Genomic DNA, 24,110 nt, shown 5'->3' with positions numbered 1-24,110 from the left:
TGGGTACGGTGACGGCGGCCAACACCGTCACCGTCCGCAGCCGGGTCGACGGCCAACTGCTGAGCCTTCACTTCCAGGAGGGTCAGCAGGTCAAAGCCGGCGACCTGCTGGCGCAGATCGACCCCAGCCAGTTTAAAGTCGCTCTCGCCCAGGCGCAGGGTCAGCTGGCGAAAGATCAGGCCACCCTTGCCAACGCCCGCCGCGATCTCGCTCGTTACCAGCAGCTGGTGAAGACCAACCTCGTCTCCCGCCAGGAGCTCGACACTCAGCAGTCGCTGGTGGTGGAATCCGCCGGCACGGTGAAAGCTGATGAAGCGGCCGTCGCCAGCGCCCAGCTGCAGCTCGACTGGACCCGCATTACCGCGCCAATTGACGGCCGCGTCGGCTTAAAGCAGGTCGATATCGGCAACCAGATCTCCAGCGGGGATACCACCGGGATCGTGGTCCTTACCCAGACGCACCCGATCGACGTGGTCTTTACCCTGCCGGAAAGCAGCATCGCCACGGTGGTGCAGGCGCAGAAAGCGGGCAAAGCGCTCAGCGTCGAGGCCTGGGATCGCACCAATAAGCAGAAAATCAGCGTCGGCGAGCTGCTGAGCCTCGATAACCAGATCGATGCGACCACCGGGACCATCAAGCTGAAGGCACGCTTTAGCAATCTGGACGACGCGCTGTTCCCCAATCAGTTCGTTAACGCCCGCCTGCTGGTGGACACCCAGCAGAACGCGGTGGTGATCCCTGCCGCCGCGCTGCAGATGGGCAACGAAGGGCATTTCGTATGGGTGCTGAACGATGAGAATAAGGTCAGCAAACACAGCGTGACGCCCGGCATCCAGGACAGCCAGAAAGTAGTCATCAGCGCCGGACTTTCCGCCGGAGATCGCGTGGTCACCGACGGGATTGACCGCCTGACCGAGGGGGCGAAGGTGGAAGTTGTCACCGCCAGCAGCGGCGAGCAGGCGCAGCCCGCCCCGCGCCAGAGCGGTAAACACGGAGCGCGTTCCTGATGCAGGTGTTACCCCCAGGCCGCACCGGCGGCCCGTCCCGGCTGTTTATTATGCGTCCGGTGGCCACCACTCTGCTGATGGTGGCTATCCTGCTGGCCGGGATCATCGGCTACCGCTTTCTGCCGGTCTCCGCCCTGCCGGAGGTCGATTACCCGACCATTCAGGTAGTCACCCTCTATCCGGGCGCCAGCCCGGACGTGGTGACCTCCGCCATCACCGCCCCGCTGGAGCGCCAGTTCGGCCAGATGTCAGGCCTCAAGCAGATGTCGTCGCAAAGCTCCGGCGGCGCCTCGGTAGTCACGCTGCAGTTCCAGCTGACCCTGCCGCTGGACGTCGCCGAGCAGGAAGTGCAGGCGGCCATTAACGCCGCCACCAACCTGCTGCCGAGCGATCTGCCGAATCCGCCGGTCTACAGCAAGGTGAACCCGGCGGATCCGCCGATCATGACCCTCGCCGTCACCTCCTCCGCGATCCCGATGACCCAGGTTGAGGACATGGTGGAGACCCGGGTGGCGCAGAAGATCTCCCAGGTTTCCGGCGTCGGTCTGGTGACCCTCGCCGGCGGCCAGCGCCCGGCGGTGCGGGTGAAGCTTAACGCCCAGGCCATCGCCGCCCTCGGCCTGACCAGCGAAACCGTGCGCACCGCTATCACCAGCGCCAACGTTAACTCCGCGAAAGGCAGCCTCGACGGTCCGGCCCGCGCGGTGACGCTTTCCGCTAACGATCAGATGCAGTCCGCTGAGGATTATCGCCGGCTGATTATCGCTTATCAGAACGGGGCGCCGATCCGGCTCGGCGATGTCGCCAGCGTCGAACAAGGGGCCGAAAACAGCTGGCTCGGGGCGTGGGCCAACCAGCAGCGGGCCATCGTGATGAACGTCCAGCGCCAGCCGGGGGCCAACATCATCGACACCGCCGACAGCATTCGCCAGATGCTGCCGCAGCTCACCGAGAGCCTGCCGAAATCGGTGAAGGTGCAGGTCCTCTCCGACCGGACCACCAACATCCGCGCCTCGGTGCGCGACACCCAGTTTGAGCTGATGCTGGCCATCGCCCTGGTGGTGATGATCATCTACCTGTTTCTGCGCAACGTGCCGGCGACCATTATTCCCGGCGTCGCGGTGCCGCTGTCGCTGGTGGGCACTTTCGCGGTGATGGTGTTCCTCGACTTCTCGATCAACAACCTGACGCTGATGGCCCTGACCATCGCCACCGGCTTCGTGGTGGATGATGCCATCGTGGTGATCGAGAACATCTCGCGCTATATCGAAAAAGGCGAGAAGCCGCTGGCCGCCGCGCTGAAGGGCGCGGGGGAGATCGGCTTCACCATCATCTCCCTCACCTTCTCGCTGATCGCGGTGCTGATCCCGCTGCTGTTTATGGGCGATATCGTCGGCCGCCTGTTCCGCGAATTCGCCGTCACCCTTGCCGTCGCTATTCTTATCTCGGCGGTGGTCTCCCTGACCCTGACGCCGATGATGTGCGCCCGCATGTTAAGCCACGAATCGCTGCGTAAGCAGAACCGATTCTCGCGGGCCAGCGAGCGTTTCTTCGAACGGGTGATCGCCGTCTATGGCCGCTGGCTGAGCCGGGTGCTGAACCATCCGTGGCTGACGCTCGGCGTCGCCCTGAGCACCCTGGCGCTGTCGATTATCCTGTGGGTCTTTATCCCGAAAGGCTTTTTCCCGATCCAGGATAACGGCATTATCCAGGGCACCCTCCAGGCGCCGCAGTCGGTCTCCTTCGCCAGCATGGCCGAGCGCCAGCGTCAGGTGGCCAGCATTATCCTTAAGGATCCGGCAGTTGAGAGTCTGACCTCCTTCGTCGGCGTCGACGGCACCAACCCGGCGCTGAACAGCGCCCGCCTGCAGATCAACCTCAAGCCGCTGGACGAACGCGACGACCGCGTCCAGATGGTGATTAGCCGTCTGCAGCAGGCGGTGGACGGCGTCCCCGGCGTGGCGCTCTACCTGCAGCCGACCCAGGACCTGACCATCGACACCACGGTGAGCCGCACCCAGTATCAATTCACCCTGCAGGCAAACTCCCTCGAGGCGCTGAGCACCTGGGTGCCGCCGCTGCTCAGCCGCCTGCAGGCCCAGCCGCAGCTGGCCGACGTCAGCAGCGACTGGCAGGACAAAGGCCTGGCCGCCTATATCAAGGTGGATCGCGACAGCGCCAGCCGCCTCGGCATCTCAATGGCCGATGTCGATAACGCGCTGTACAACGCCTTCGGCCAGCGGCTGATCTCCACTATTTACACTCAGGCGAATCAGTATCGCGTGGTGCTCGAGCAGGATACCGAGGCGACGCCGGGCCTGGCGGCGCTGGAGAATATCCGCCTCACCAGCAGCGACGGCGGCATCGTGCCGTTGACCGCCATCGCCACGGTGGAGCAGCGCTTTACCCCGCTGTCGGTGAACCACCTCGATCAGTTCCCGGTGACCACCATCTCGTTTAACGTCCCGGACAACTACTCGCTGGGCGAAGCGGTGGAGGCGATCCTCGCCGCCGAACAGTCGCTGGATTTCCCGACCGATATTCGCACCCAGTTCCAGGGCAGCTCGCTGGCCTTCCAGTCGGCGCTCGGCAGCACCGTCTGGCTGGTGGTCGCCGCGGTGGTGGCGATGTATATCGTGCTGGGGGTGCTGTACGAGAGCTTTATCCACCCGATCACGATTCTCTCCACCCTGCCCACCGCCGGGGTCGGGGCGCTGCTGGCGCTGTGGCTGGCGGGCAGCGAGCTGGACGTGATCGCCATCATCGGCATCATTCTGCTGATCGGCATCGTGAAGAAGAACGCCATCATGATGATCGACTTCGCGCTGGCCGCTGAGCGCGAGCAGGGCATGCCGCCGCGGGAGGCGATCTACCAGGCCTGTCTGCTGCGTTTTCGGCCGATCCTGATGACTACCCTCGCCGCCCTGCTCGGCGCCCTGCCGCTGATGCTGAGCACCGGCGTCGGCGCCGAGCTGCGGCGTCCGCTGGGGATCGGCATGGTCGGCGGTCTGATGCTCAGCCAGGTGCTGACCCTGTTCACCACCCCGGTGATCTATCTGCTGTTCGACCGCCTGTCGCTGCACCTGAAGCGCCGCTTCCCGCGTCAGGAAGAGGAGGCGTAAGTGAAGTTTTTCGCCCTCTTCATTTACCGCCCGGTGGCGACGATCCTCATCTCGCTGGCCATCACCCTGTGCGGCATTCTCGGCTTCCGGCTGCTGCCGGTAGCCCCGCTGCCGCAGGTGGACTTCCCGGTGATCATGGTTAGCGCCTCGCTGCCGGGAGCCTCGCCGGAGACCATGGCCTCGTCGGTGGCCACCCCGCTGGAGCGCTCCCTGGGGCGGATTGCCGGGGTCAATGAGATGACCTCCTCCAGCTCGCTCGGCAGCACCCGCATCATTCTCGAGTTTAACTTCGACCGCGATATCAACGGCGCGGCGCGCGACGTTCAGGCGGCGATCAACGCCGCGCAAAGCCTGCTGCCGAGCGGAATGCCCAGCCGGCCGACCTATCGCAAAGCCAATCCGTCGGATGCGCCGATCATGATCCTGACGCTGACCTCGGACACCTACTCCCAGGGTGAGCTGTATGATTTCGCCTCCACCCAGCTGGCGCAGACCATCGCGCAGATCGACGGCGTGGGCGATGTCGACGTCGGCGGCAGCTCCCTGCCGGCGGTGCGCGTCGACCTTAACCCACAGGCGCTGTTTAACCAGGGCGTGTCGCTGGACGCGGTGCGCACCGCCATCAGCGACGCCAACGTGCGCAAACCGCAGGGGGCGCTGGAGGACAGCGCGCACCGCTGGCAGGTGCAGACCAACGATGAGCTGAAGACCGCCGCCGACTATCAGCCGCTGATCGTCCACTACCAGAATGGCGCCGCGGTGCGGCTGGGAGATGTCGCCACCGTCTCGGATTCGGTGCAGGACGTACGCAACGCCGGGATGACCAACGCCAAACCGGCGATCCTGCTGATGATCCGCAAACTGCCGGAAGCCAATATTATCCAGACAGTGGACAGCATCCGCGCCCGCCTGCCGGAGCTGCAGCAGACCATTCCGGCGGCTATCGACCTGCAGATCGCCCAGGACCGCTCGCCGACCATCCGCGCCTCGCTGGAGGAGGTGGAGCAGACGCTGGTGATTTCGGTGGCGCTGGTGATCCTCGTGGTGTTCCTGTTCCTGCGCTCGGGGCGCGCCACGCTGATCCCGGCCGTCGCCGTCCCGGTTTCCTTAATCGGCACCTTCGCCGCGATGTATTTGTGCGGCTTCAGCCTCAATAACCTGTCGCTGATGGCCCTGACCATCGCCACCGGCTTCGTGGTGGATGACGCTATCGTGGTGCTGGAGAATATCTCCCGCCATCTGGAGGCGGGGATGAAACCGCTGCAGGCGGCGCTGCAGGGGAGCCGCGAGGTCGGCTTTACCGTGCTGTCGATGAGCCTGTCGCTGGTGGCGGTGTTTCTGCCGCTGTTGCTGATGGGCGGCCTGCCCGGCCGCCTGCTGCGTGAGTTCGCCGTCACCCTGTCGGTGGCGATCGGCATCTCGCTGGCGGTCTCCCTCACCCTGACGCCGATGATGTGCGGCTGGCTGCTGAAAAGCGGCAAGCCCCACCAGCCGACGCGCAACCGCGGCTTTGGCCGCCTGCTGGTGGCCGTGCAGGGCGGCTATGGTAAATCGTTAAAATGGGTGCTGAAGCATAGCCGCCTGACCGGCCTGGTGGTGCTGGGCACCATCGCCCTCAGCGTCTGGCTCTACATTTCGATCCCGAAAACCTTCTTCCCGGAGCAGGACACCGGGGTGCTGATGGGCGGCATTCAGGCCGACCAGAGCATCTCCTTCCAGGCGATGCGCGGCAAGCTGCAGGACTTTATGAAGATCATTCGCGAAGATCCGGCGGTGGATAACGTCACCGGCTTTACCGGCGGCTCTCGGGTCAACAGCGGGATGATGTTTATCACCCTCAAGCCGCGCGACCAGCGCCACGAGACGGCGCAGCAGGTGATCGACCGGCTGCGCAAAAAGCTGGCCAACGAGCCCGGGGCCAACCTGTTCCTGATGGCGGTGCAGGATATCCGCGTCGGCGGCCGGCAGTCGAACGCCAGCTATCAGTACACCCTGCTGTCCGACGACCTGTCGGCGCTGCGCGAGTGGGAGCCGAAGACCCGCAAAGCGCTGGCGGCGCTGCCGGAGCTGGCGGACGTCAACTCCGATCAGCAGGACAATGGCGCCGAAATGGACCTGGTCTATGACCGGGATACCATGTCGCGCCTCGGCATCAGCGTCCAGGACGCCAACAACCTGCTGAACAACGCCTTTGGCCAGCGGCAGATCTCTACCATCTACCAGCCGCTCAACCAGTATAAGGTGGTGATGGAGGTGGATCCGGCCTACACCCAGGACGTCAGCGCCCTGGATAAGATGTTCGTCATTAACAGCGACGGCAAGCCGATCCCGCTGGCCTACTTCGCCAAATGGCAGCCGGCCAATGCCCCGCTGTCGGTGAACCACCAGGGGCTGTCGGCGGCATCCACTATCTCCTTTAACCTGCCCACCGGCCGCTCGCTGTCGGAAGCCAGCGAGGCCATTGACCGCGCGATGACCCAGCTCGGGGTGCCGTCGAGCGTGCGCGGCTCCTTTGCCGGTACCGCTCAGGTGTTCCAGCAGACCATGAACGCGCAGGTGATCCTGATCCTCGCGGCTATCGCCACGGTCTATATCGTGCTGGGGGTGCTATATGAGAGCTATGTGCATCCGTTGACCATCCTCTCGACGCTGCCCTCCGCCGGGGTGGGCGCTCTGCTGGCGCTGGAGATCTTCGATGCCCCGTTCAGCCTAATCGCCCTGATTGGGATTATGTTATTAATTGGCATCGTTAAGAAAAACGCCATCATGATGGTTGATTTTGCCCTGGAGGCGCAGCGTAACGGCAACCTGACGCCGGAAGAGGCGATTTTCCAGGCCTGCCTGCTGCGTTTCCGGCCGATTATGATGACCACCCTCGCCGCGCTGTTCGGCGCCCTGCCGCTGGTGCTCTCCGGGGGCGATGGCTCTGAGCTGCGCCAGCCGCTGGGGATCACCATCGTCGGCGGTCTGGTGATGAGCCAGCTGTTAACGCTCTACACCACGCCGGTGGTCTATCTTTTCTTTGACCGTCTGCGGCTGCGTTTTTCGCGTCACTCCTCTCAACCGGTAAGCGAATAACATGACAGACCTCCCGGCCAGCGTGCGCTGGCAGCTATGGATAGTGGCGTTCGGCTTCTTTATGCAGTCGCTGGACACCACCATCGTTAATACCGCCCTCCCCTCGATGGCCAAAAGCCTCGGGGAGAGTCCGCTGCATATGCATATGATTATCGTCTCCTATGTGTTAACGGTGGCGGTGATGCTGCCGGCCAGCGGCTGGCTGGCCGACCGGGTCGGGGTGCGCAATATCTTCTTCACCGCCATCGTGCTGTTTACCGCCGGATCGCTGTTTTGCGCCCAGGCCAGCACCCTCGACCAGCTGGTGATGGCGCGGGTGCTGCAGGGGGTCGGCGGCGCGATGATGGTGCCGGTCGGCCGCCTGACGGTGATGAAGATCGTCCCGCGCGATCAGTATATGGCGGCGATGACCTTCGTCACCCTGCCGGGCCAGGTCGGTCCGCTGCTCGGCCCGGCGCTGGGCGGGGTGCTGGTGGAGTACGCCTCCTGGCACTGGATCTTCCTTATCAATATCCCGGTGGGGATCGTTGGCGCGATCGCCACCCTCTGTCTGATGCCCAACTACACCATGCAGACCCGGCGCTTCGATCTCTCCGGCTTTCTGCTGCTGGCCGCCGGAATGGCGACCCTGACCCTGGCGCTCGACGGCCAGAAAGGGCTCGGCATTTCCCCTGCCTGGCTGGCGGGGCTGGTGGCCGTCGGCCTCTGCGCCCTGCTGCTCTACCTGTGGCACGCCCGCGGTAACGCCCGGGCGTTGTTTAGCCTTAACCTGTTTCGCAACCGCACCTTCTCCCTCGGCCTCGGCGGCAGCTTCGCGGGACGCATCGGCAGCGGCATGCTGCCGTTTATGACCCCGGTGTTTCTGCAGATCGGCCTCGGCTTCTCCCCCTTTCACGCCGGGCTGATGATGATCCCGATGGTGCTCGGCAGCATGGGCATGAAGCGGATCGTGGTCCAGGTGGTCAACCGCTTCGGCTACCGTCGGGTGCTGGTCACCAGCACCCTGGGCCTGGCGGCGGTCAGTCTGCTGTTTATGTTTAGCGCCCTGGCCGGCTGGTATTACGCGCTGCCGCTGGTCCTGTTTCTGCAGGGGATGATCAACGCCAGCCGCTTCTCCTCGATGAATACCCTGACGCTGAAAGATCTCCCGGACGATCTGGCCAGCAGCGGCAACAGCCTGCTGTCGATGGTGATGCAGCTGTCGATGAGTATCGGCGTGACCATCGCCGGGCTGCTGCTGGGGCTGTATGGCCAGCAGCATATGAGCCTCGACGCCGCCAGCACCCATCAGGTCTTTCTCTACACCTATCTGAGCATGGCGGCGATCATCGCCCTGCCGGCGCTCATCTTTTCCCGGGTACCGGATGACGTCGGCAGCAATACCGTCCTCCGTCGACGCAACAGGAGTGGATCGTGAAATTTTGGCGCCCGGGTATTACCGGCAAGCTGTTCCTCGCTATATTCGCCACCTGCATCGTGCTGCTGATCAGCATGCACTGGGCGGTGCGTATCAGTTTTGAACGCGGGTTTATCGACTATATCAAGCGCGGCAATGAGCAGCGCTTAACCATGCTCAGCGACGCGCTGAGCGAGCAGTATGCCCAGCATGGCAGCTGGGCGTTTCTGCGCAACAATGACCGCTTTATCTTCCAGCTGCTGCGCACCTTCGAACGGGATAATGACGACCGCTCGCCGCCGCCGGATGGCCCCCCTGACGGCCCGCGCCCGAGGCCGGAAATGCCGCCCCACGGCTGGCGCACCATGTTCTGGGTGGTGGATCAGTCGGGGCGCGTGCTGGTGGGGCCGCGAGAGCGCGTCCCGGAGGATGGTACCCAGCGCAGCATCGTGGTCAACGGCGCGGAGGTGGGCAAAGTGATCGCCTCGCCGGTAGAGCGGCTGACGCGCAATACCGACATTAACTTCGACCGGCAGCAAAAGCGCACCAGCTGGCTGATCGTCGCCCTTGCCACCCTGCTTGCCGCGCTGGCCACTTTCCCGTTGGCCCGCGGTCTGCTGGCGCCGGTGAAGCGGCTGGTGGAAGGCACCCATAAGCTGGCGGCGGGCGACTTTTCCACCCGCGTGACGGTGACCGGCGGTGATGAGCTCGGCCGCCTGGCGCAGGATTTTAACCAGCTCGCCAGCACCCTGGAGCGCAACCAGCAGATGCGTCGCGATCTGATGGCCGATATCTCCCATGAGCTGCGTACCCCGCTGGCGGTGCTGCGCGGCGAGCTGGAGGCGATTCAGGACGGGGTCCGGCGCTTTACCCCCGAGTCGATTCCTTCTCTGCAGGCCGAGGTGGCTACCCTCACCAAGCTGGTCGACGATCTCCATCAGCTGTCGATGTCCGACGAGGGGGCGCTGGCCTACCAGAAAACCTCGCTGGATATCATCACCCTGCTGGAAGTGGCGGCGGGCGCTTTTCGCGAGCGCTTCGCCAGCCGGCAGCTAAGCATTCAGGTGTCGCTCCCGGAGCAGGCGATGATCTTCGGCGACCGCGACCGCCTGATGCAGCTCTTCAACAATCTGCTGGAGAACAGCCTGCGCTATACCGACAGCGGCGGCAGCCTGCACATCACCGCCCGCCGCAGCGGCCGGATGCTGGTGATTGACTTCGCCGACAGCGCCCCCGGCGTCAGCGATGAGCAGCTGGCCCGCCTGTGCGAACGCTTTTACCGGGCGGAAGGATCGCGCAACCGCGCCAGCGGCGGCTCCGGCCTCGGGCTGGCGATTTGCCTCAATATCGTAGCGGCCCACGGCGGCACCCTGCGTGCCGACCATTCGCCTTTTGGCGGGGTTAGCATTAAAGTTGAGTTACCTCTGGAACATGATTTACCGAGAGACGTATGACTGAATTGCCTGTAGATGAAAACACCCCACGCATCCTTATCGTGGAAGATGAACCGAAGCTCGGCCAACTGCTGATTGATTATTTGCAGGCCGCCGGCTATGCGCCTGCGTTGATTAACCACGGCGACAAGGTCCTGCCCTACGTCCGGCAGACGCCGCCGCACCTGATCCTGCTGGATCTGATGCTGCCCGGTACCGACGGTCTGACGCTGTGCCGGGAAATTCGCCGCTTCTCCGATGTTCCGGTGGTGATGGTGACGGCGAAAATCGAAGAGATCGACCGTTTGCTGGGGCTGGAAATAGGCGCCGACGACTATATCTGCAAGCCCTACAGCCCGCGGGAAGTGGTCGCCCGGGTAAAAACCATCCTCCGCCGCTGCAAGCCGCAGCGCGATCTGCAGGCGCTGGACGCCCAGAGCCCGCTGATTGTCGACGAAGGTCGTTTTCAGGCCTCCTGGCGCGACAAGCTGCTGGACCTCACTCCCGCCGAGTTCCGGCTGCTGAAAACCCTCTCCCAGGAGCCGGGCAAAGTGTTCTCCCGCGAACAGCTACTCAACCATCTGTATGACGATTATCGGGTAGTCACCGATCGCACCATCGACAGCCACATCAAGAACCTGCGGCGCAAGCTGGAGGCGCTGGACGCCGAGCAGTCGTTTATCCGCGCGGTGTATGGCGTTGGCTACCGCTGGGAAGCGGACGCCTGCCGGCTGGCGTAGTTAGCCTTTTCCCGGCTCGCGCTGCGCTTCGCCGGGCTACACGTTCACCGCCATCTGCAATCCGTAGCCCGGGTAAGGCGTTTACGCCGCAACCCGGGGAACTCCCTAGAGCCTATCCCACCAGGCGTTATTAACGCTGTCAGTGTGAGTACTGCCCAGGTTCAAAATGGCAAACAAATTAGCCATACTGAAAGATACCTATCTGATATTTACTCCCCTTCGCCGCGGCGCTACAATGCCCGCCCTTAATGTGGGGACACTCCCCAACTCGCCGCACCAGGTGCGGCGAATCTGACCTGTCATCAGAACGAGAACACCATGTTTAAACCAGAACTCCTCTCCCCGGCGGGAACGCTGAAGAATATGCGTTACGCTTTCGCCTATGGCGCCGATGCCGTCTATGCCGGCCAGCCGCGCTACTCGCTGCGCGTGCGTAACAACGAATTCAATCACGAAAATCTGCAGCTCGGCATCAATGAAGCCCACGCGCTGGGTAAAAAATTCTATGTGGTGGTCAACATCGCCCCGCATAACGCCAAGCTGAAAACGTTTATTCGCGATCTGAAGCCGGTGGTGGAGATGGGTCCGGACGCGCTGATCATGTCCGATCCGGGTTTAATCATGCTGGTGCGGGAACACTTCCCGGAGATGCCGATCCATCTTTCAGTGCAGGCCAACGCCGTCAACTGGGCGACGGTCAAATTCTGGCAGCAGATGGGGCTCACCCGCGTGATCCTGTCGCGTGAACTGTCGCTGGATGAAATCGAAGAGATTCGCCGCCAGGTGCCGGAGATGGAGATTGAGATTTTCGTCCACGGCGCGCTGTGCATGGCCTACTCCGGCCGCTGCCTGCTCTCCGGGTATATCAACAAGCGCGACCCGAACCAGGGGACCTGCACCAACGCCTGCCGCTGGGAATACAACGTGGCGGAAGGCAAAGAGGACGACGTCGGCAACATCGTCCACAAATATGAGCCGATCCCGGTGCAGACCGTGGAGCCTACCCTCGGCATCGGCGCGCCGACCGATAAAGTCTTTATGATTGAGGAAGCCAAACGTCCGGGCGAATACATGACCGCCTTTGAGGACGAACACGGCACCTACATCATGAACTCGAAAGATCTGCGGGCTATCGCCCACGTTGAGCGTCTGACCCAGATGGGCGTTCACTCGCTGAAGATCGAAGGCCGCACCAAATCCTTCTACTACTGCGCGCGCACCGCTCAGGTTTACCGCAAGGCGATCGACGATGCCGCCGCCGGCAAACCGTTCGATACCAGCCTGCTGGAGACCCTGGAGGGGCTGGCCCACCGCGGGTACACCGAAGGCTTCCTGCGCCGCCATACCCATGACGATTATCAGAACTACGAGTACGGCTACTCCGTCTCCGAGCGCCAGCAGTTTGTCGGCGAATTCACCGGAGAGCGTAACGGCCCGCTGGCGGCCGTGGCGGTCAAAAATAAGTTCAGCGTCGGCGACAGCCTTGAGCTGATGACCCCGCAGGGTAACGTCAACTTCACCCTTGAGCATATGGAGAATGGCAAAGGCGAAACCATGCCGGTGGCCCCGGGCGATGGCTATACCGTCTGGTTGCCTGTGCCGGACGACCTGCCCCTGCAGTATGCCCTGCTGATGCGCAACTTTACTGGTCAAACAACCAGAAATCCGCACGGTAACTAGTTAATTTGCGTTATTTTTTCACGATGTAAGGATATTAGAATCGGATCACATACCGTTTCGATCGAAACAGGTATCATCCATTTCGCTGAAAAACATAACCCATAAATGCTAGTTGTACCAGGAACCACCTCCTTAGCCTGCGTAATCTCCCTTACGCGGGCTTATTTTTTTGCCTCCCCTCCGGTCTTCGCTTTCGTCATGCGGTACACTTTATGCAACATTGAGCAATAAAGGTTCCCTTGATGATGTCTACGTTTCCTGCCAGCTTACTGATCCTTAACGGCAAAGGTGCCAATGAACCGCAGCTACGCGAAGCGGTTAACCTGTTACGCGATGAAGGGATTGATATTCACGTCCGCGTGACCTGGGAAAAGGGCGATGCCGCTCGGTTTATCGATGAAGCCCTGCAGCTGAACGTTGAAACGGTGATCGCCGGCGGTGGCGATGGCACCATTAATGAAGTGGCGACCGCGCTGGTGGAGCGCGGCGGCAAGATGGCGCTGGGGATTTTACCGCTGGGCACGGCTAACGACTTTGCCACCAGCGTCGGTATTCCGCAGGATCTGGCCAGCGCCCTCAAGCTGGCGATCGTCGGCCGCGATGTGCCGATAGATATCGCCAGGGTGAATGATAAAACCGGCTTTATTAATATGGCGACCGGCGGGTTCGGCACCCGGATCACCACCGAAACGCCGGAAAAACTCAAGGCCGCGCTCGGCGGTGTCTCTTATTTAATCCACGGTCTGATGCGCATGGATACCCTGAAGCCGGACCGCTGCGAGATCCGCGGGGAGAACTTTCACTGGCAGGGCGATGCGCTGGTCATCGGCATCGGCAACGGCCGCCAGGCCGGCGGCGGACAGCAGCTGTGCCCGGAGGCGTTGATTAACGATGGTCTGCTGCATCTGCGCATTTTCACCGGCGAAGAGCTGATCCCTGCCCTGTTCAGCACCCTGGCGAATCCGGAAAACTCGCCGAATATTGTTGACGGTGTCTCCTCGTGGTTTGAGATCACCGCCCCCCATGAGATGACCTTTAATCTCGACGGCGAGCCGCTCAGCGGCAAAACCTTCCGTATGGAGCTGTTACCGGCGGCCCTGCGCTGCCGGCTGCCGCCCGACTGCCCGCTGCTACGCTGATCAGGCTTCGCAAAGCAAAGACGGCGCCCGGCTGGTATACAGCAGCCGGGTTCGTTGATTGAGCCTCTGAATGTTAAGGTAAAACGGCACCTGCGGCTGCAGGGAAAAAACCTGGGCAGGATATCGATCCAAACACCGCGCTTACATTAATAGACGATACCCACAATCACAAAAAACCTATAACATCAAATAGTTACCTATCAAAATGGGCGCGTCTGCCGTGAGACAATGCGCCATAAAGCTTAGTATTCCGCCACCTCGCGCGCCATTTCGCGCGTATATTGCCGACTGGCGTTAACCAGCATCTGCGTATAGGCCGTCTGCGCCTGGCCGCTGACCAGCGCATCGACCGTCAGGGTTTCGAGGATCTTCCCGTACTGCATCACCGCCACTTTCTGGCATAAGTGGGCAATAACCCCAAGATCGTGGGTGACCATCAGGTAAGTGAGCTTAGCCTCCCGCTGCAATTCTGCCAGCAGGTTAAGGATCTCAGCCTGCACCGACACATCCAGCGCCGACGTCGGCTCATCCAGCAGCAGCACCTGAGGCTCAAGAATCAGCGCTCTGGCTATCGCCACGCGCTGCCGCTGCCCGCCGGAGAGCTGATGCGGATAGCGCTCGCGAAAGGCGCGGTTGAGGCCAACTTTATCCAGCAGCACATTGATCCGCCGGTCGCGGTCGTTGATACGATGGATCTGCAGCGGCTCTTCGAGGATATCGCCAATGGTGTGACGGGGATGCAGCGATCCGTAGGGGTCCTGAAATACCATCTGCACCTGACGGCAGCGCTCGCGGCTAATTTCATGCCCTAAGGGCTGAGCATCGATGGTCAGTTCCCCCTGCCAGTGGGTAAACAGCCCCGCCAGGCACTTGAGCACCGTCGTTTTACCGGAACCGGACTCTCCTACCAGACCGTAGATCTCGCCGGGCTTAACGTGGAAACTGACGTCATACAGCACCTGGTTACGCTTCTCCCCCTCGCCAAACGCGAGGTTGAGATGTTGAACTTCAATCATTATCCGCTCCTTAATCCGTTAACCAGCTGGCCTGACGCTGCAGCACCGGCAGTATCGGGCGACGATGCTGCATATCCGGCAGCGAGTTAATCAATCCCTGAGTGTAGGGGTGACGGGCGTTATCGAGATCTTTAGCGGCGATGGACTCCACTACCCGTCCGGCGTACATCACCAGCACCCGGTCGCAGAAGCTGCGCACGAGGTTGATATCGTGGCTGATAAAAATCAGCCCCAGCCCGCGCGACTGAACCAGGTCATCCAGCAGGCCCAGCACCTGCAGGCGCACCGACACGTCCAGCGCGGAGGTGGGCTCATCGGCAATGATCAGCTCCGGGTCGGTAATCAGCATCATGGCGATCATGATGCGCTGCCCCTGTCCGCCAGATATTTCATGCGGATAAAGCTGATAAACGCGCTCCGGCTGGCGAATACGCACCACCTCCAGCATCTCCAGCGCCCTGGCTTTCGCCTCATCTTTACGCCCGGGATGATGAGTAAGCCAGGCCTCGGCGATTTGCTTACCCACGCAGACCACCGGATTCAGCGAATATTTCGGGTCCTGCATAATCATCGAGATACGTTTGCCGCGTACGCCGCGCATCTGCGCTTCGCTAAGATGCTGCAGATCGAGGTCGGCAAACTGCATCCGGCTGGCGCTGACGCGGGCCTTTTTCGGATGCAGCTGCAGCAGCGCGCGCCCAACGGTGGACTTACCCGAACCGGATTCGCCGACAATGGCCAGCTTCTCATGCCCCAGCTGGAAGGAAACGCCGCGCACGGCGTGGGTCACCGCGCTACCGTTAACAAAGTCGACGCACAAATCGCGCACGTCGAGCAGCGGTGCATTATTCACTACGGGGATCGAGGATGTCACGTAGGCCATCTCCTAAGAAGTTGAACGCTAAGCTATTGATCAGAATCGCCAGCCCCGGAATGGTTACGACCCACCAGCACTCCATCATATAAGTGCGCCCGCTGGAGATCATCGCTCCCCACTCCGGCTCTGGCGGCTGCGCGCCGAGGCCGAGAAAGCCTAGGCCGGCCGCGGTCAGAATGATCCCGGCCATATTCATGGTGATACGGATAATGACCGAGGGCAGACACAGCGGCACGATATGGCGCCAGAGGACGCGGGCCGATGAAGCGCCCTGCAGACGCACGGCGGAGATAAAATCGGCCTGGCGCAGAGAGAGCGTTTCGGCGCGCGCCAGACGGGCAATCGGCGGCCAGGCGGTCAGCGTGATGGCGATAACCACGTGCTCCAGCCCCGGTCCTAAAGCGGCGACAAACGCCAGCGCCAGGACCAGACTCGGGAAGGAGATGAAAATATCGGTGACGCGCATCAGCACCATATCGACTTTACCGCCGAAATAACCGGCGCTGACGCCCAGCAGCAGTCCGAGCGGACCGACGGTCACTGAGACCAGCAGCACGATATAGAGCGTGATGCGGGAGCCGTACACCAGGCGACTAAAGATATCCCGGCCAAACTCATCGGTGCCGAACCAGTGCTGCGCATTCGGCGCGACCAGCGCACTATTCAGGTCCTGTACCAGCGGGTTATAAGGCGCAATCAGCGGCGCGAAAATCGCCACCACCAGCAGCAGAAAGATAATTCCTCCGCCGATGGCCGTGAGCGGATTGCGCGCCATTTTGCCGATAAACCCGACGGCCCGCGCCGCCGCGCGTTGCAGCCGCTGACGGCCTTCGCCCGCACCACCCGAAAGCGGCGAATCCAGAGAAACGGTCATGATTTTGTCCTCGGGTCAAAGAATTGATACAGCATGTCGGAGAGCAGGTTGAGCATCACGAAGATCACCCCCACCAGCAGCACGCAGCCCATCACCGCATTCATATCGCCCAGCAGCAAGCTTCCGGTAAGGTAGGAGCCAAACCCCGGCCATGAGAAGACGGTTTCAATCAGCACCGCGCCTTCCAGCAGCGCGCCGTAGGCCAGCGCCACCACCGTCAGCAGTTGCACGAGGATGTTACGAAACGCATGGTTCCAGATAACCTGGCGCTCGGTCAGCCCTTTCACCCGGGCGGTAATAATGAACTCCTGCGACAGCTGGGCCAGCATAAAGCTGCGGGTCATACGGCTGATATAAGCCAGCGAGTGAAAACCCAGCAGCGAGGCGGGAAGAATCAGATGATTAATGGCGTTCCAGAACACCTGGCCGTTGCCGGCCAGCAGCGCATCAACGGTCATCAGCCCGGTGCGGCGCGGCACCACACCATCCAGCCCGAGATCTACCCTCCCGGCGCCGCCTACCCAGCCAAGCCAGGCATAGAACACCAGCAGCCCCATCATCCCGACCCAAAAGATCGGCGTCGAGTAGCCCGCCAGGCTGATAATGCGTACCACATAATCGGAGACGCTATTGCGCCGCGCCGCCGCCAACACGCCCAGCGGAATACCAAGACCCGCGCCGACAATAATCGCCATCGTTGCCAGCTCCATGGTGGCCGGGAAGACGCGGATAACATCGTCCACCACCGGTTTCCCGGTCAGCAGCGCGTTGCCCAGATCGCCGTGCAAAAGGTTGACGAAATAGATGCCAAACTGGGTGGTCAGCGATTTATCAAACCCCAGCTGCTGGTAAACCTGCTGATAGGTACTCTGGTCAGCATCCGGGCCGACAATCGCCAGCACCGGGTCGATGGGCATGACGCGGCCAATGGTAAAGGTCAGCAGCAGCAGGCCGAACAGTGTAATCACCACCTGCAGTAGCCGTTTTGATAAGCGCCGGCCGCGTGAGCCGGGCGCAAGGATTGCGGTACTCATCCTTTCTCTCCTTCGCGGACTTTATAGACGTCACGCAGAAAAGTGGTGGCGGAGGGGTGCGGCTGATACTCCCGTACCTCGTTGCGCACGACGACCGAATCAACCATCTGTGAAAGCGGAATTAAAGCCGGAACCAGCTGGTCGTAGCGTGTCTGGATGGCCTGGTAGTCAGCCACCTGTTTTTGCGGATCGCGTTCCAGCAGGGCCTGGTCAATCATCGTATTCAGTTGCGGGTCGTAAAAACCGGTACGCCAGCCCTGGAAGTTGGTCAGGCGCGCCTTATCGCTGTTATCCGGGTTATAGACCAGCGCGCGCAGGCTGGAGTGCGGATGCGGCTCCATCCCGCTGCCGCCGCGACCTACCAGCAGGTCAAATTTACGCTCGCGCATTGCGCCGTAGATCTGGTTACCAGTGCCGGTGATGATTTTGGCGTTAATCCCCGCCTGCATCAGCGTCGACTGCACGGCGATAGCGATGTTAAGAAATGGCTGATCGGAGAGTACCCGCAGCGTGGTATCAAAGCCGTTGGGATATCCCGCTTCCGCCAGCAGCTTTTTCGCCCGCGCCACGTCCAGCCTGTAGCCGGGATCGGGTAGCGTGGACGGCATTCCCGCTTTGATAGGCCGCTGGTGCAGCACGCCGTAGCCCGGCATCAGCGCTTTATTGATACCTTGGTAATCAATCAGATAGCGCACCGCCTCGCGCACTTTCGGATTGGCGAAGTGCGCCTCTTTCATGCTCATCGCCACGTAGTACATGGTGCCGCGCTGCACCGCATCGACGGTCAGCTGCGGGTCGCTGCGCAGGGCGTTGATATCGGAAACCGCCATATTGTTGGCAATATCAAGGTCGCCTTTTTCGATCATCAGGCGCAGAGTTTGCGACTCCTGGAAATGACGCAGTACCACGCGGCTCATTTTCGCCTCGCCGCGCCAGTAGTCAGGGTTGCGCTTCATGCGCAGCACATCTTTCGCCTGCCAGGTTTCGAGGATAAACGGCCCGGAACCGGCTTCATGGGTGGTTAGCCAGCGGTTACCCCAGTCGTTATCCTGCTGATGGCTTTGCACCGTTTTACTGTCCAGCACTCCGAGGTTGCCCAGCGCCGCCAGCGAGTAAATCACCAGCTGCGGATCGTTATCTTTGGGTAATACGATTTGCACCGTGAAGCGGTCCGGCGCGCTGACCTGGCTGTCGATATTTTTCTTACTGAAGCCATAGGATTTCCATACTGAGGCCTGGGCCAGGTTGAGGTGCAGGATGCGCCGCATTGACCACACGACGTCGGCGGCGGTCAGCGGGTTGCCGGAGTGAAACTTAACGTCATCGCGCAGATGAAAGGTCAGGGTTTTGCCGTCGGGGCTGATATCCCAGGATTTCGCCAGCGCGGGCCTGACGGTGGTGAGCTGCTCAGGGTCAAGCTCCACCAGCGAGTCGTAGAGGTTGACCACGATCCCCACCACTTCGTTACCGGTCATCGCCGCCGGGTCAAGGGTGAGCAGGTTATTCATATTCATGCCGATGATCAGCTGGTCGGGCGGCGTTTTCGCCACCGCCTCCCCGCTCCCCATCGACATGGCGAGCGCGAGAATACACGCTCCCAGTAAGGAGGTTTTTTTCATATCTCTGTTTGCCTGTACTGTAGGGTACATGTTGCCGGATGGCGGCATTTTCGGCTTATCCGGTCTACCGGGCCGCAGGCTCGATAAGCGTAGCGCCATCGGGTATTTATTTTTTTAAATCAGTCGTGGCTAACGGTATTGGCTTCGATATACGCAAAATTAATGTCTTCACCGAGACCCGGACGTTGTGACAAATGCACAAATCCCTGGTCATCCATCGGGTCGACAATGCTGTTGAGATAGGCCGCCGGTTCATCGTAGTCGAGGAACGGATGCAGCAGGCCGCGCTCGTACCAGCGGCAGTTGCGGATCGCGCCCACCACCGCCAGGCTTGCCGCTCCGTTGCCGTGGACTTCGCAATCCATGCCGAAAGATTCCGCCAGCGCCGCCACCTTCATGGTCGGTGTAATCCCCCCCACGCCGTTAGCGCCGGCGCGCAGAATGTCGCAGGCCCCGGCTTTCACCCATTCGGCGCGCATGTGGTGCTTGCCGCCGAAGCTCTCCGGCCCGACGATGGGAATCGACAGGTTTTCCGCCAGCCACGCATAGGAAGACATCGAATCCTCCTCCATCGGCTCTTCAAACCAGGCGAAATTGAGTTTTTCCAGCTCTTTGCCGATCCACAGCGCCTCGGCGCGGCTGTACCAGTGATAGCCATCAATCATCAGGTCAATATCCGGCCCTACGGCTTCGCGCACCGCCGCGCAGGCTTTAATGTCCATTTTGGGATTGGGCGCAAAAGAGATTGGCGGCATCCAGGTGTGCAGCTTGATGGCCTTGTAGCCGCGGGCGACCAGCTTCTCAGCAAAAGCGGCATACTCTTCCGGGGTCGACAGGCCGCCCGGCAGATCGTCGCCGCACATGGTGCTACCGTAAGCCGGGACAGTGTCGCGATAGCCGCCGAGCAGTTTATAAACCGGCATCTTAAGGCTGCGGCCGATCAGGTCCCACAGCGCCTGTTCAACAAACGACAGCGCGCGCTCCGTTAGCTGATGTGCGCTGCCGCGCTGCCAGTGGTTAAGATCCTGCCAGATACGCTCACGGTTAAACGGGTCCTGTCCCACCAGCACTTTGCGAAAAAAAGTATTCACCACGAACGGGCGCACGACTTCCGGAGGCGCAAACGAAAAGCCCTGCGCCCCATCATCAGCGGTGATGGTCAGCATCGCCATTTTGGCCATGCTTTCAACCCCCGGATGGGAGTGCCCGGCGCTGTCGGAAACCCGACGAGTGGGATATTGGAAAACGGTGACATTCACAGATTCAATTTTCATGCTCGGTCCTTATCACGGCCAAATCCGATCGACATAAGCAGATCGGCAAAGCGGTTTTACATTATTGAAAATACGTTTCAATATATAATCTAAGCACAACTTCGTAGTAGTGCCTCGGACAAACACCGCTAAGCAAGGCCATAAATTTGGGCATTGGCACAACAAGACGTGACTGTTTTCACAAAAGATGAGCGAAATGTGAGGCGGATCGGCATGGAGAAAAAAGGGCGTGAGCGCAGAAAAGAGAGTGACCGACCGTGTACATCCCGGGATTTTCTGCGCTCACGAAAGCGTAAGTTATGCGACCGCCGCTGGCTCGGCGTTAAGCGCTTCCAGCAGTTCAGGTAAGGTTTGATAGCGGCCGACAGCGGCCTGATAGCGCCCCTGTCGGCTATCTTCGGCAACCACCGCCGTGGGAATACCGGCGGCCTGAGCCGCGCAAAAGCCGGTAAAGCTATCCTCAATCACCAGACACTGGCTGGCGTTGAGATTGAGCTTGCGCAGCGTCGTCAGATAAACCGCCGGATGTGGCTTTCCACGTTCTTCATCATCTGCGCTGCAAACCACGTCGAAAAAGTGCCAGAGCGAGAGCTTGTTCAGCACAGCGGCAATAACCTGGCGGGATGATGACGTGGCGAGCGCAATTTGATAGCCCGCCTCACGAAAATAGCGTAACGCCTCATGCACGCCGTGCATCGGCTCGGCTTCGGTGGCGATCAGGCCGGTAATACGCTGCAATATCGCGTCTTCAAGCCGCTGCGGAGCGAGATCAAGCTGAAAATAGCGGCACCAGGTGCCGGCAATGTCGTCGAGGCGCTTGCCCTTGGTCAGGGTTTCACATTCAGCAACGCTCGCCGTTGCCCCCCACTGCGCGAGGGCGTCAATCTGCGCCTGACGCCACAGCGCCTCGGAATCAATAATCACGCCATCCATGTCAAAAATAACCGCCTGCATACTCATTCGTTCACCTCATTAAGGCTGGCATGAAGCGCATGCCAGCCGCAGTACCTATGAGAATTCAACCTGCTCGCGGGCGGTTGCTTCCTTGTGGGAGAACCCCGGCTGCTCCACGCGGATAAAGGCGCAGAGGAAAAAGGCCACCACGTACAATCCGGTATAGGCGATCACCACCCCGATGGTGCTGAAGAACGGCAGCAGCACCACGGCAATAGCCGGTGCGAGAAAGTTCGACATCCCCGCCGACAGGTTATAGACCGAAATGGCCGCACCTTTATGCTTCGGCTCCAGCGCCGGGAACACGGCCGCCAGCGGCACGAAGGCGGCGACAAAGATCCCGAGGGCGATGGCGGGGATCAGCGCCATCGCAAAGCTATGGCCAAAGTGCTGAGGAATGTAGTAAAACGCCAGGCTGGAGAGCGCCATCCCGATGCAGCCGAACCAGCGCACCACCTTCATCCAGCCAAGTTTTTCCCCGAGGATCCCCCACAGCACGTTAGAGAAAATGGTGGTGAAGAAGAAGACTGCCCATACCTGGAGCCATTCTGAAGTGCTGAAGCCCAGCTCATCGACAAACATCATCGGCATAATCACCGCAAAGCCGAACAGCGAGAGGGTATTGATGATCCTCACCATGCTCGACAGCAGAATATTGCGGTTGGTATAGAGCAGCGTCGCGGCGCGTCCCAGCTCGGAAAACTTCTCACGGGTGGTGAGATTCTGCATATGCTGCGGCGTTTGAATATGGCGCAGGGAAACCAGGGCAATCACGCCCCCGGTAAGGCAGAAGGCCAGCGCCAGCCACAGGGTGCCCATTTCGCCAATGTGCGGAATGGTAAAGCTCGGAATATAGCTGCCGAAGACCCCGATGCCGATGGAATAGACCGCCCAGAACCAGCCGATGGCCGAGCTGGCGTTGTCGCTTTTGACGTTATGGACAATCGCCACGATAAACGAGTAGAGGAACAGCGGATAGGCGAAGCCGCGGATGCCGTAGAAAAGCAGGATCAGCGCATAGTTGGCGTGACCGAGGCCGAAAACGAGGAACAGCACGTGGAATACGCACCACAGCACGAAGCCAATCATCATCGTTTTCAGCGGGGTGATAATTTCCGCCACCACCCCGGAAATCCACGCCGACAGCGCGGCGGCCAGGCCGTAGAGGGTAAAGGCAAAGGAGGCCTCCGCCGGAGAGAAGCCGAGCGCTTTGATATAGTGCGACAGAAAGGCTAATTCAAAACCGTCGCCGGTCATAAATACGGCAATGGCGATGTATCCCCAGAGCAGGTTCAGGGGTAAACCGAGCCACTGTTTATTATTGATAGACATAATGACCTCGTTTTCAGGGTACAGGGTGGCCGCTCCGCGACGTGCAACGAAGCGGCGGTTATGATGAAAATCAGTGCTGTCGATAGTGCAGATCGTTTAAATACAGGGCTTTAAACTGCGCGTAGCGTTGCATCAGGGTGTGGTGGCGAATGGGATCCGCACGCCAGGTCTGCCAGACTTCCGGTTTTTCACACACCGCGGCAATGGGTTTGCCCGCCGCCAGGCAGGCCAGCCGCGCCGCGCCCAGCGCGCCGCCGGTCTCTCCGCCTTTGTGGGTCACCACCGGCATAGCGAGAATATCGGCCAGCAGCTGGGCCCAGAACGGGCTGCGGGCGCCCCCGCCCACCAGCGAGCACTGCGCGATCGGCGTCCCGCTCTCTTTTAACGCCTGCAGGCCGTCGTTGATCCCAAAGCTCACCCCCTCCAGCACCGCGTAGCCGAGCTGCGCGCGCAGGCTGGCATGGGTCATGCCCCAGAAGATGCCGCGCGCGTCAGGATCGTTATGCGGGGTACGTTCCCCGGAGAGATAGGGCAGGAAGAACGGCGCGTTGGCTTTATCCTCCTCGCTTAGCTCGGCAATCTCCGCCAGCAGCGCCACCTCCGTGGTGCCGGTCAGGCGGCAGAACCACTGCAAACAGCTGGCGGCGCTCAGCATGACGCTCATCTGGTGCCACAGGTTCGGCAGCACGTGACAAAACGCATGGACCGCCGACTGCGGCGCCGGACGATAGGCGTCGGTCACCACAAACAGCACCCCGGAGGTGCCGAGCGAAATAAACGCATCCCCCGGCGAGACCGCGCCGACGCCAATGGCGCTGACTGCGTTATCCCCCCCGCCCCCGGCCACCACCACCGAGGCGTTCAGCCCCCAGCGGGCAGCCACCTGCGGGTCAAGGGTGGCGGAAACCTCGCAGCCTTCGACCAGCTTCGGCATTTGGCTGCGTGACAAGCCGCACTTGTCCAGCAGAGCGTCGGACCAGTCGCGCTTCGCCACGTCCAGCCACAGCGTCCCGGCGGCGTCCGACATATCGGAGACTTTCTTCCCGGTCATCCGGTAGCGCAGATAATCCTTCGGCAACAGCACCGTGGCGGTGCGCTGAAAGTGCTGCGGCTCATGACGGCGCACCCACAACAGCTTCGGCGCGGTAAAGCCCGGCATCGCCAGGTTGCCCGCCACCTGATGCAGCTCCGGCGCCATCGCCTCCAGCTCGGCGCACTCTGCGGCGCAGCGGGTGTCGTTCCACAGAATGGCTGGACGGATCGCCTCCCCCTCTGCATCCAGCAACACCGCGCCGTGCATCTGCCCGGAGAGGCCAATCGCCTTAATGGCCGGCCAATGCTGCGCGCATTTTTCCCGTAGCGTGGCCATCAGGTACTCCGTCGCCTCCCACCATAGCTCCGGCGCTTGTTCTGACCAGTGCGGATGGGGCCGCTGAATGCTCAGCGGCGCGCTATGGCTGGCGATAACCTCATGGTTCTCATCAATGACCAGCGCTTTGACTTCCGATGTGCCGAGATCGATACCCAGATACATA

Annotated in this window: 17 protein-coding genes; 8 read left to right on the top strand and 9 right to left on the bottom strand. The window is 61.1% G+C overall.

Going from position 1 to position 24,110, the window contains the following annotated elements:
- From HMPREF1024_RS24320 to yegS, 8 genes are all read left to right on the top strand, one after another.
- The coding region (locus HMPREF1024_RS24320) for an MdtA/MuxA family multidrug efflux RND transporter periplasmic adaptor subunit (RefSeq protein WP_009307441.1) at positions 1–1,007 on the top strand (1,007 nt) is incomplete at its 5' end.
- Positions 1,007–4,129, top strand: coding sequence for an MdtB/MuxB family multidrug efflux RND transporter permease subunit (locus tag HMPREF1024_RS24325; RefSeq protein ID WP_009307440.1), 3,123 nt, complete (start codon positions 1,007–1,009; stop codon positions 4,127–4,129). The genes HMPREF1024_RS24320 and HMPREF1024_RS24325, both read left to right, overlap by 1 nt.
- On the top strand, positions 4,130–7,207 hold the full coding sequence (gene mdtC, locus HMPREF1024_RS24330; RefSeq protein WP_009307439.1) for a multidrug efflux RND transporter permease subunit MdtC: 3,078 nt from the start codon (positions 4,130–4,132) through the stop codon (positions 7,205–7,207). It abuts the gene before it with no gap.
- Position 7,208: 1 nt separating this feature from the next.
- Positions 7,209–8,624: an MFS transporter gene (locus HMPREF1024_RS24335; RefSeq protein WP_009307438.1), complete on the top strand. Its 1,416-nt coding sequence runs from the start codon at positions 7,209–7,211 to the stop codon at positions 8,622–8,624.
- Positions 8,621–10,057, top strand: coding sequence for a two-component system sensor histidine kinase BaeS (baeS, locus tag HMPREF1024_RS24340; RefSeq protein WP_009307437.1), 1,437 nt, complete (start codon positions 8,621–8,623; stop codon positions 10,055–10,057). Before HMPREF1024_RS24335 ends, baeS begins: the two co-directional genes overlap by 4 nt.
- Positions 10,054–10,776 (top strand): two-component system response regulator BaeR, encoded by a 723-nt coding sequence (baeR, locus tag HMPREF1024_RS24345; protein WP_004175198.1) that lies wholly within the window; start codon positions 10,054–10,056, stop codon positions 10,774–10,776. The genes baeS and baeR overlap by 4 nt, the downstream gene beginning before the upstream one ends.
- A gap of 318 nt (positions 10,777–11,094) precedes the next feature.
- Entirely contained in the window at positions 11,095–12,456 is a 1,362-nt protein-coding gene (yegQ, locus tag HMPREF1024_RS24350; RefSeq protein ID WP_004144192.1) for a tRNA 5-hydroxyuridine modification protein YegQ, read from the top strand.
- Positions 12,457–12,698: 242 nt separating this feature from the next.
- Positions 12,699–13,595, top strand: coding sequence for a lipid kinase YegS (gene yegS, locus HMPREF1024_RS24355; protein WP_004151134.1), 897 nt, complete (start codon positions 12,699–12,701; stop codon positions 13,593–13,595).
- Between the two features lie 242 nt (positions 13,596–13,837).
- On the opposite strand, the gene HMPREF1024_RS24360 is transcribed toward yegS, so the two are convergent.
- From HMPREF1024_RS24360 to xylB, 9 genes are all read right to left on the bottom strand, one after another.
- Complete coding sequence (locus HMPREF1024_RS24360) at positions 13,838–14,611, bottom strand: ABC transporter ATP-binding protein (RefSeq protein WP_004180550.1); 774 nt, start codon at positions 14,609–14,611, stop codon at positions 13,838–13,840.
- A 10-nt stretch (positions 14,612–14,621) separates the two neighbouring features.
- A complete protein-coding gene (locus HMPREF1024_RS24365) occupies positions 14,622–15,485 on the bottom strand; it encodes an ABC transporter ATP-binding protein (protein WP_004180551.1) in 864 nt (287 codons plus the stop codon).
- Entirely contained in the window at positions 15,457–16,362 is a 906-nt protein-coding gene (locus HMPREF1024_RS24370; RefSeq protein WP_002912641.1) for an ABC transporter permease, read from the bottom strand. Before HMPREF1024_RS24370 ends, HMPREF1024_RS24365 begins: the two co-directional genes overlap by 29 nt.
- Positions 16,359–17,396 carry an ABC transporter permease gene (locus HMPREF1024_RS24375; protein WP_009307436.1) on the bottom strand — a complete coding sequence of 346 codons (1,038 nt, stop codon included), beginning with the start codon at positions 17,394–17,396 and terminating at the stop codon, positions 16,359–16,361. Before HMPREF1024_RS24375 ends, HMPREF1024_RS24370 begins: the two co-directional genes overlap by 4 nt.
- Positions 17,393–19,015 (bottom strand): ABC transporter substrate-binding protein, encoded by a 1,623-nt coding sequence (locus tag HMPREF1024_RS24380; protein WP_004180553.1) that lies wholly within the window; start codon positions 19,013–19,015, stop codon positions 17,393–17,395. The genes HMPREF1024_RS24375 and HMPREF1024_RS24380 overlap by 4 nt, the downstream gene beginning before the upstream one ends.
- A gap of 119 nt (positions 19,016–19,134) precedes the next feature.
- Positions 19,135–20,289, bottom strand: coding sequence for a mandelate racemase family protein (locus HMPREF1024_RS24385; RefSeq protein ID WP_002912648.1), 1,155 nt, complete (start codon positions 20,287–20,289; stop codon positions 19,135–19,137).
- Positions 20,290–20,586: 297 nt separating this feature from the next.
- Positions 20,587–21,249, bottom strand: a complete 663-nt coding sequence (locus HMPREF1024_RS24390; RefSeq protein ID WP_009307435.1) for an HAD family phosphatase — start codon at positions 21,247–21,249, stop codon at positions 20,587–20,589.
- 48 nt (positions 21,250–21,297) lie between these two features.
- Positions 21,298–22,575: a D-arabinitol transporter gene (gene dalT, locus HMPREF1024_RS24395; RefSeq protein WP_004175125.1), complete on the bottom strand. Its 1,278-nt coding sequence runs from the start codon at positions 22,573–22,575 to the stop codon at positions 21,298–21,300.
- A gap of 70 nt (positions 22,576–22,645) precedes the next feature.
- Complete coding sequence (gene xylB, locus HMPREF1024_RS24400) at positions 22,646–24,109, bottom strand: xylulokinase (RefSeq protein WP_009307434.1); 1,464 nt, start codon at positions 24,107–24,109, stop codon at positions 22,646–22,648.
- Between the last annotated feature and the right edge of the window lies 1 nt (position 24,110).

The organism is Klebsiella sp. 4_1_44FAA, from assembly GCF_000238715.1.
Taxonomy (GTDB): Bacteria; Pseudomonadota; Gammaproteobacteria; order Enterobacterales; family Enterobacteriaceae; genus Klebsiella; species Klebsiella pneumoniae.
The sequence above is the reverse complement of the archived record's forward strand: the minus strand, read 5'-3'. Positions and strand labels throughout refer to the sequence as shown.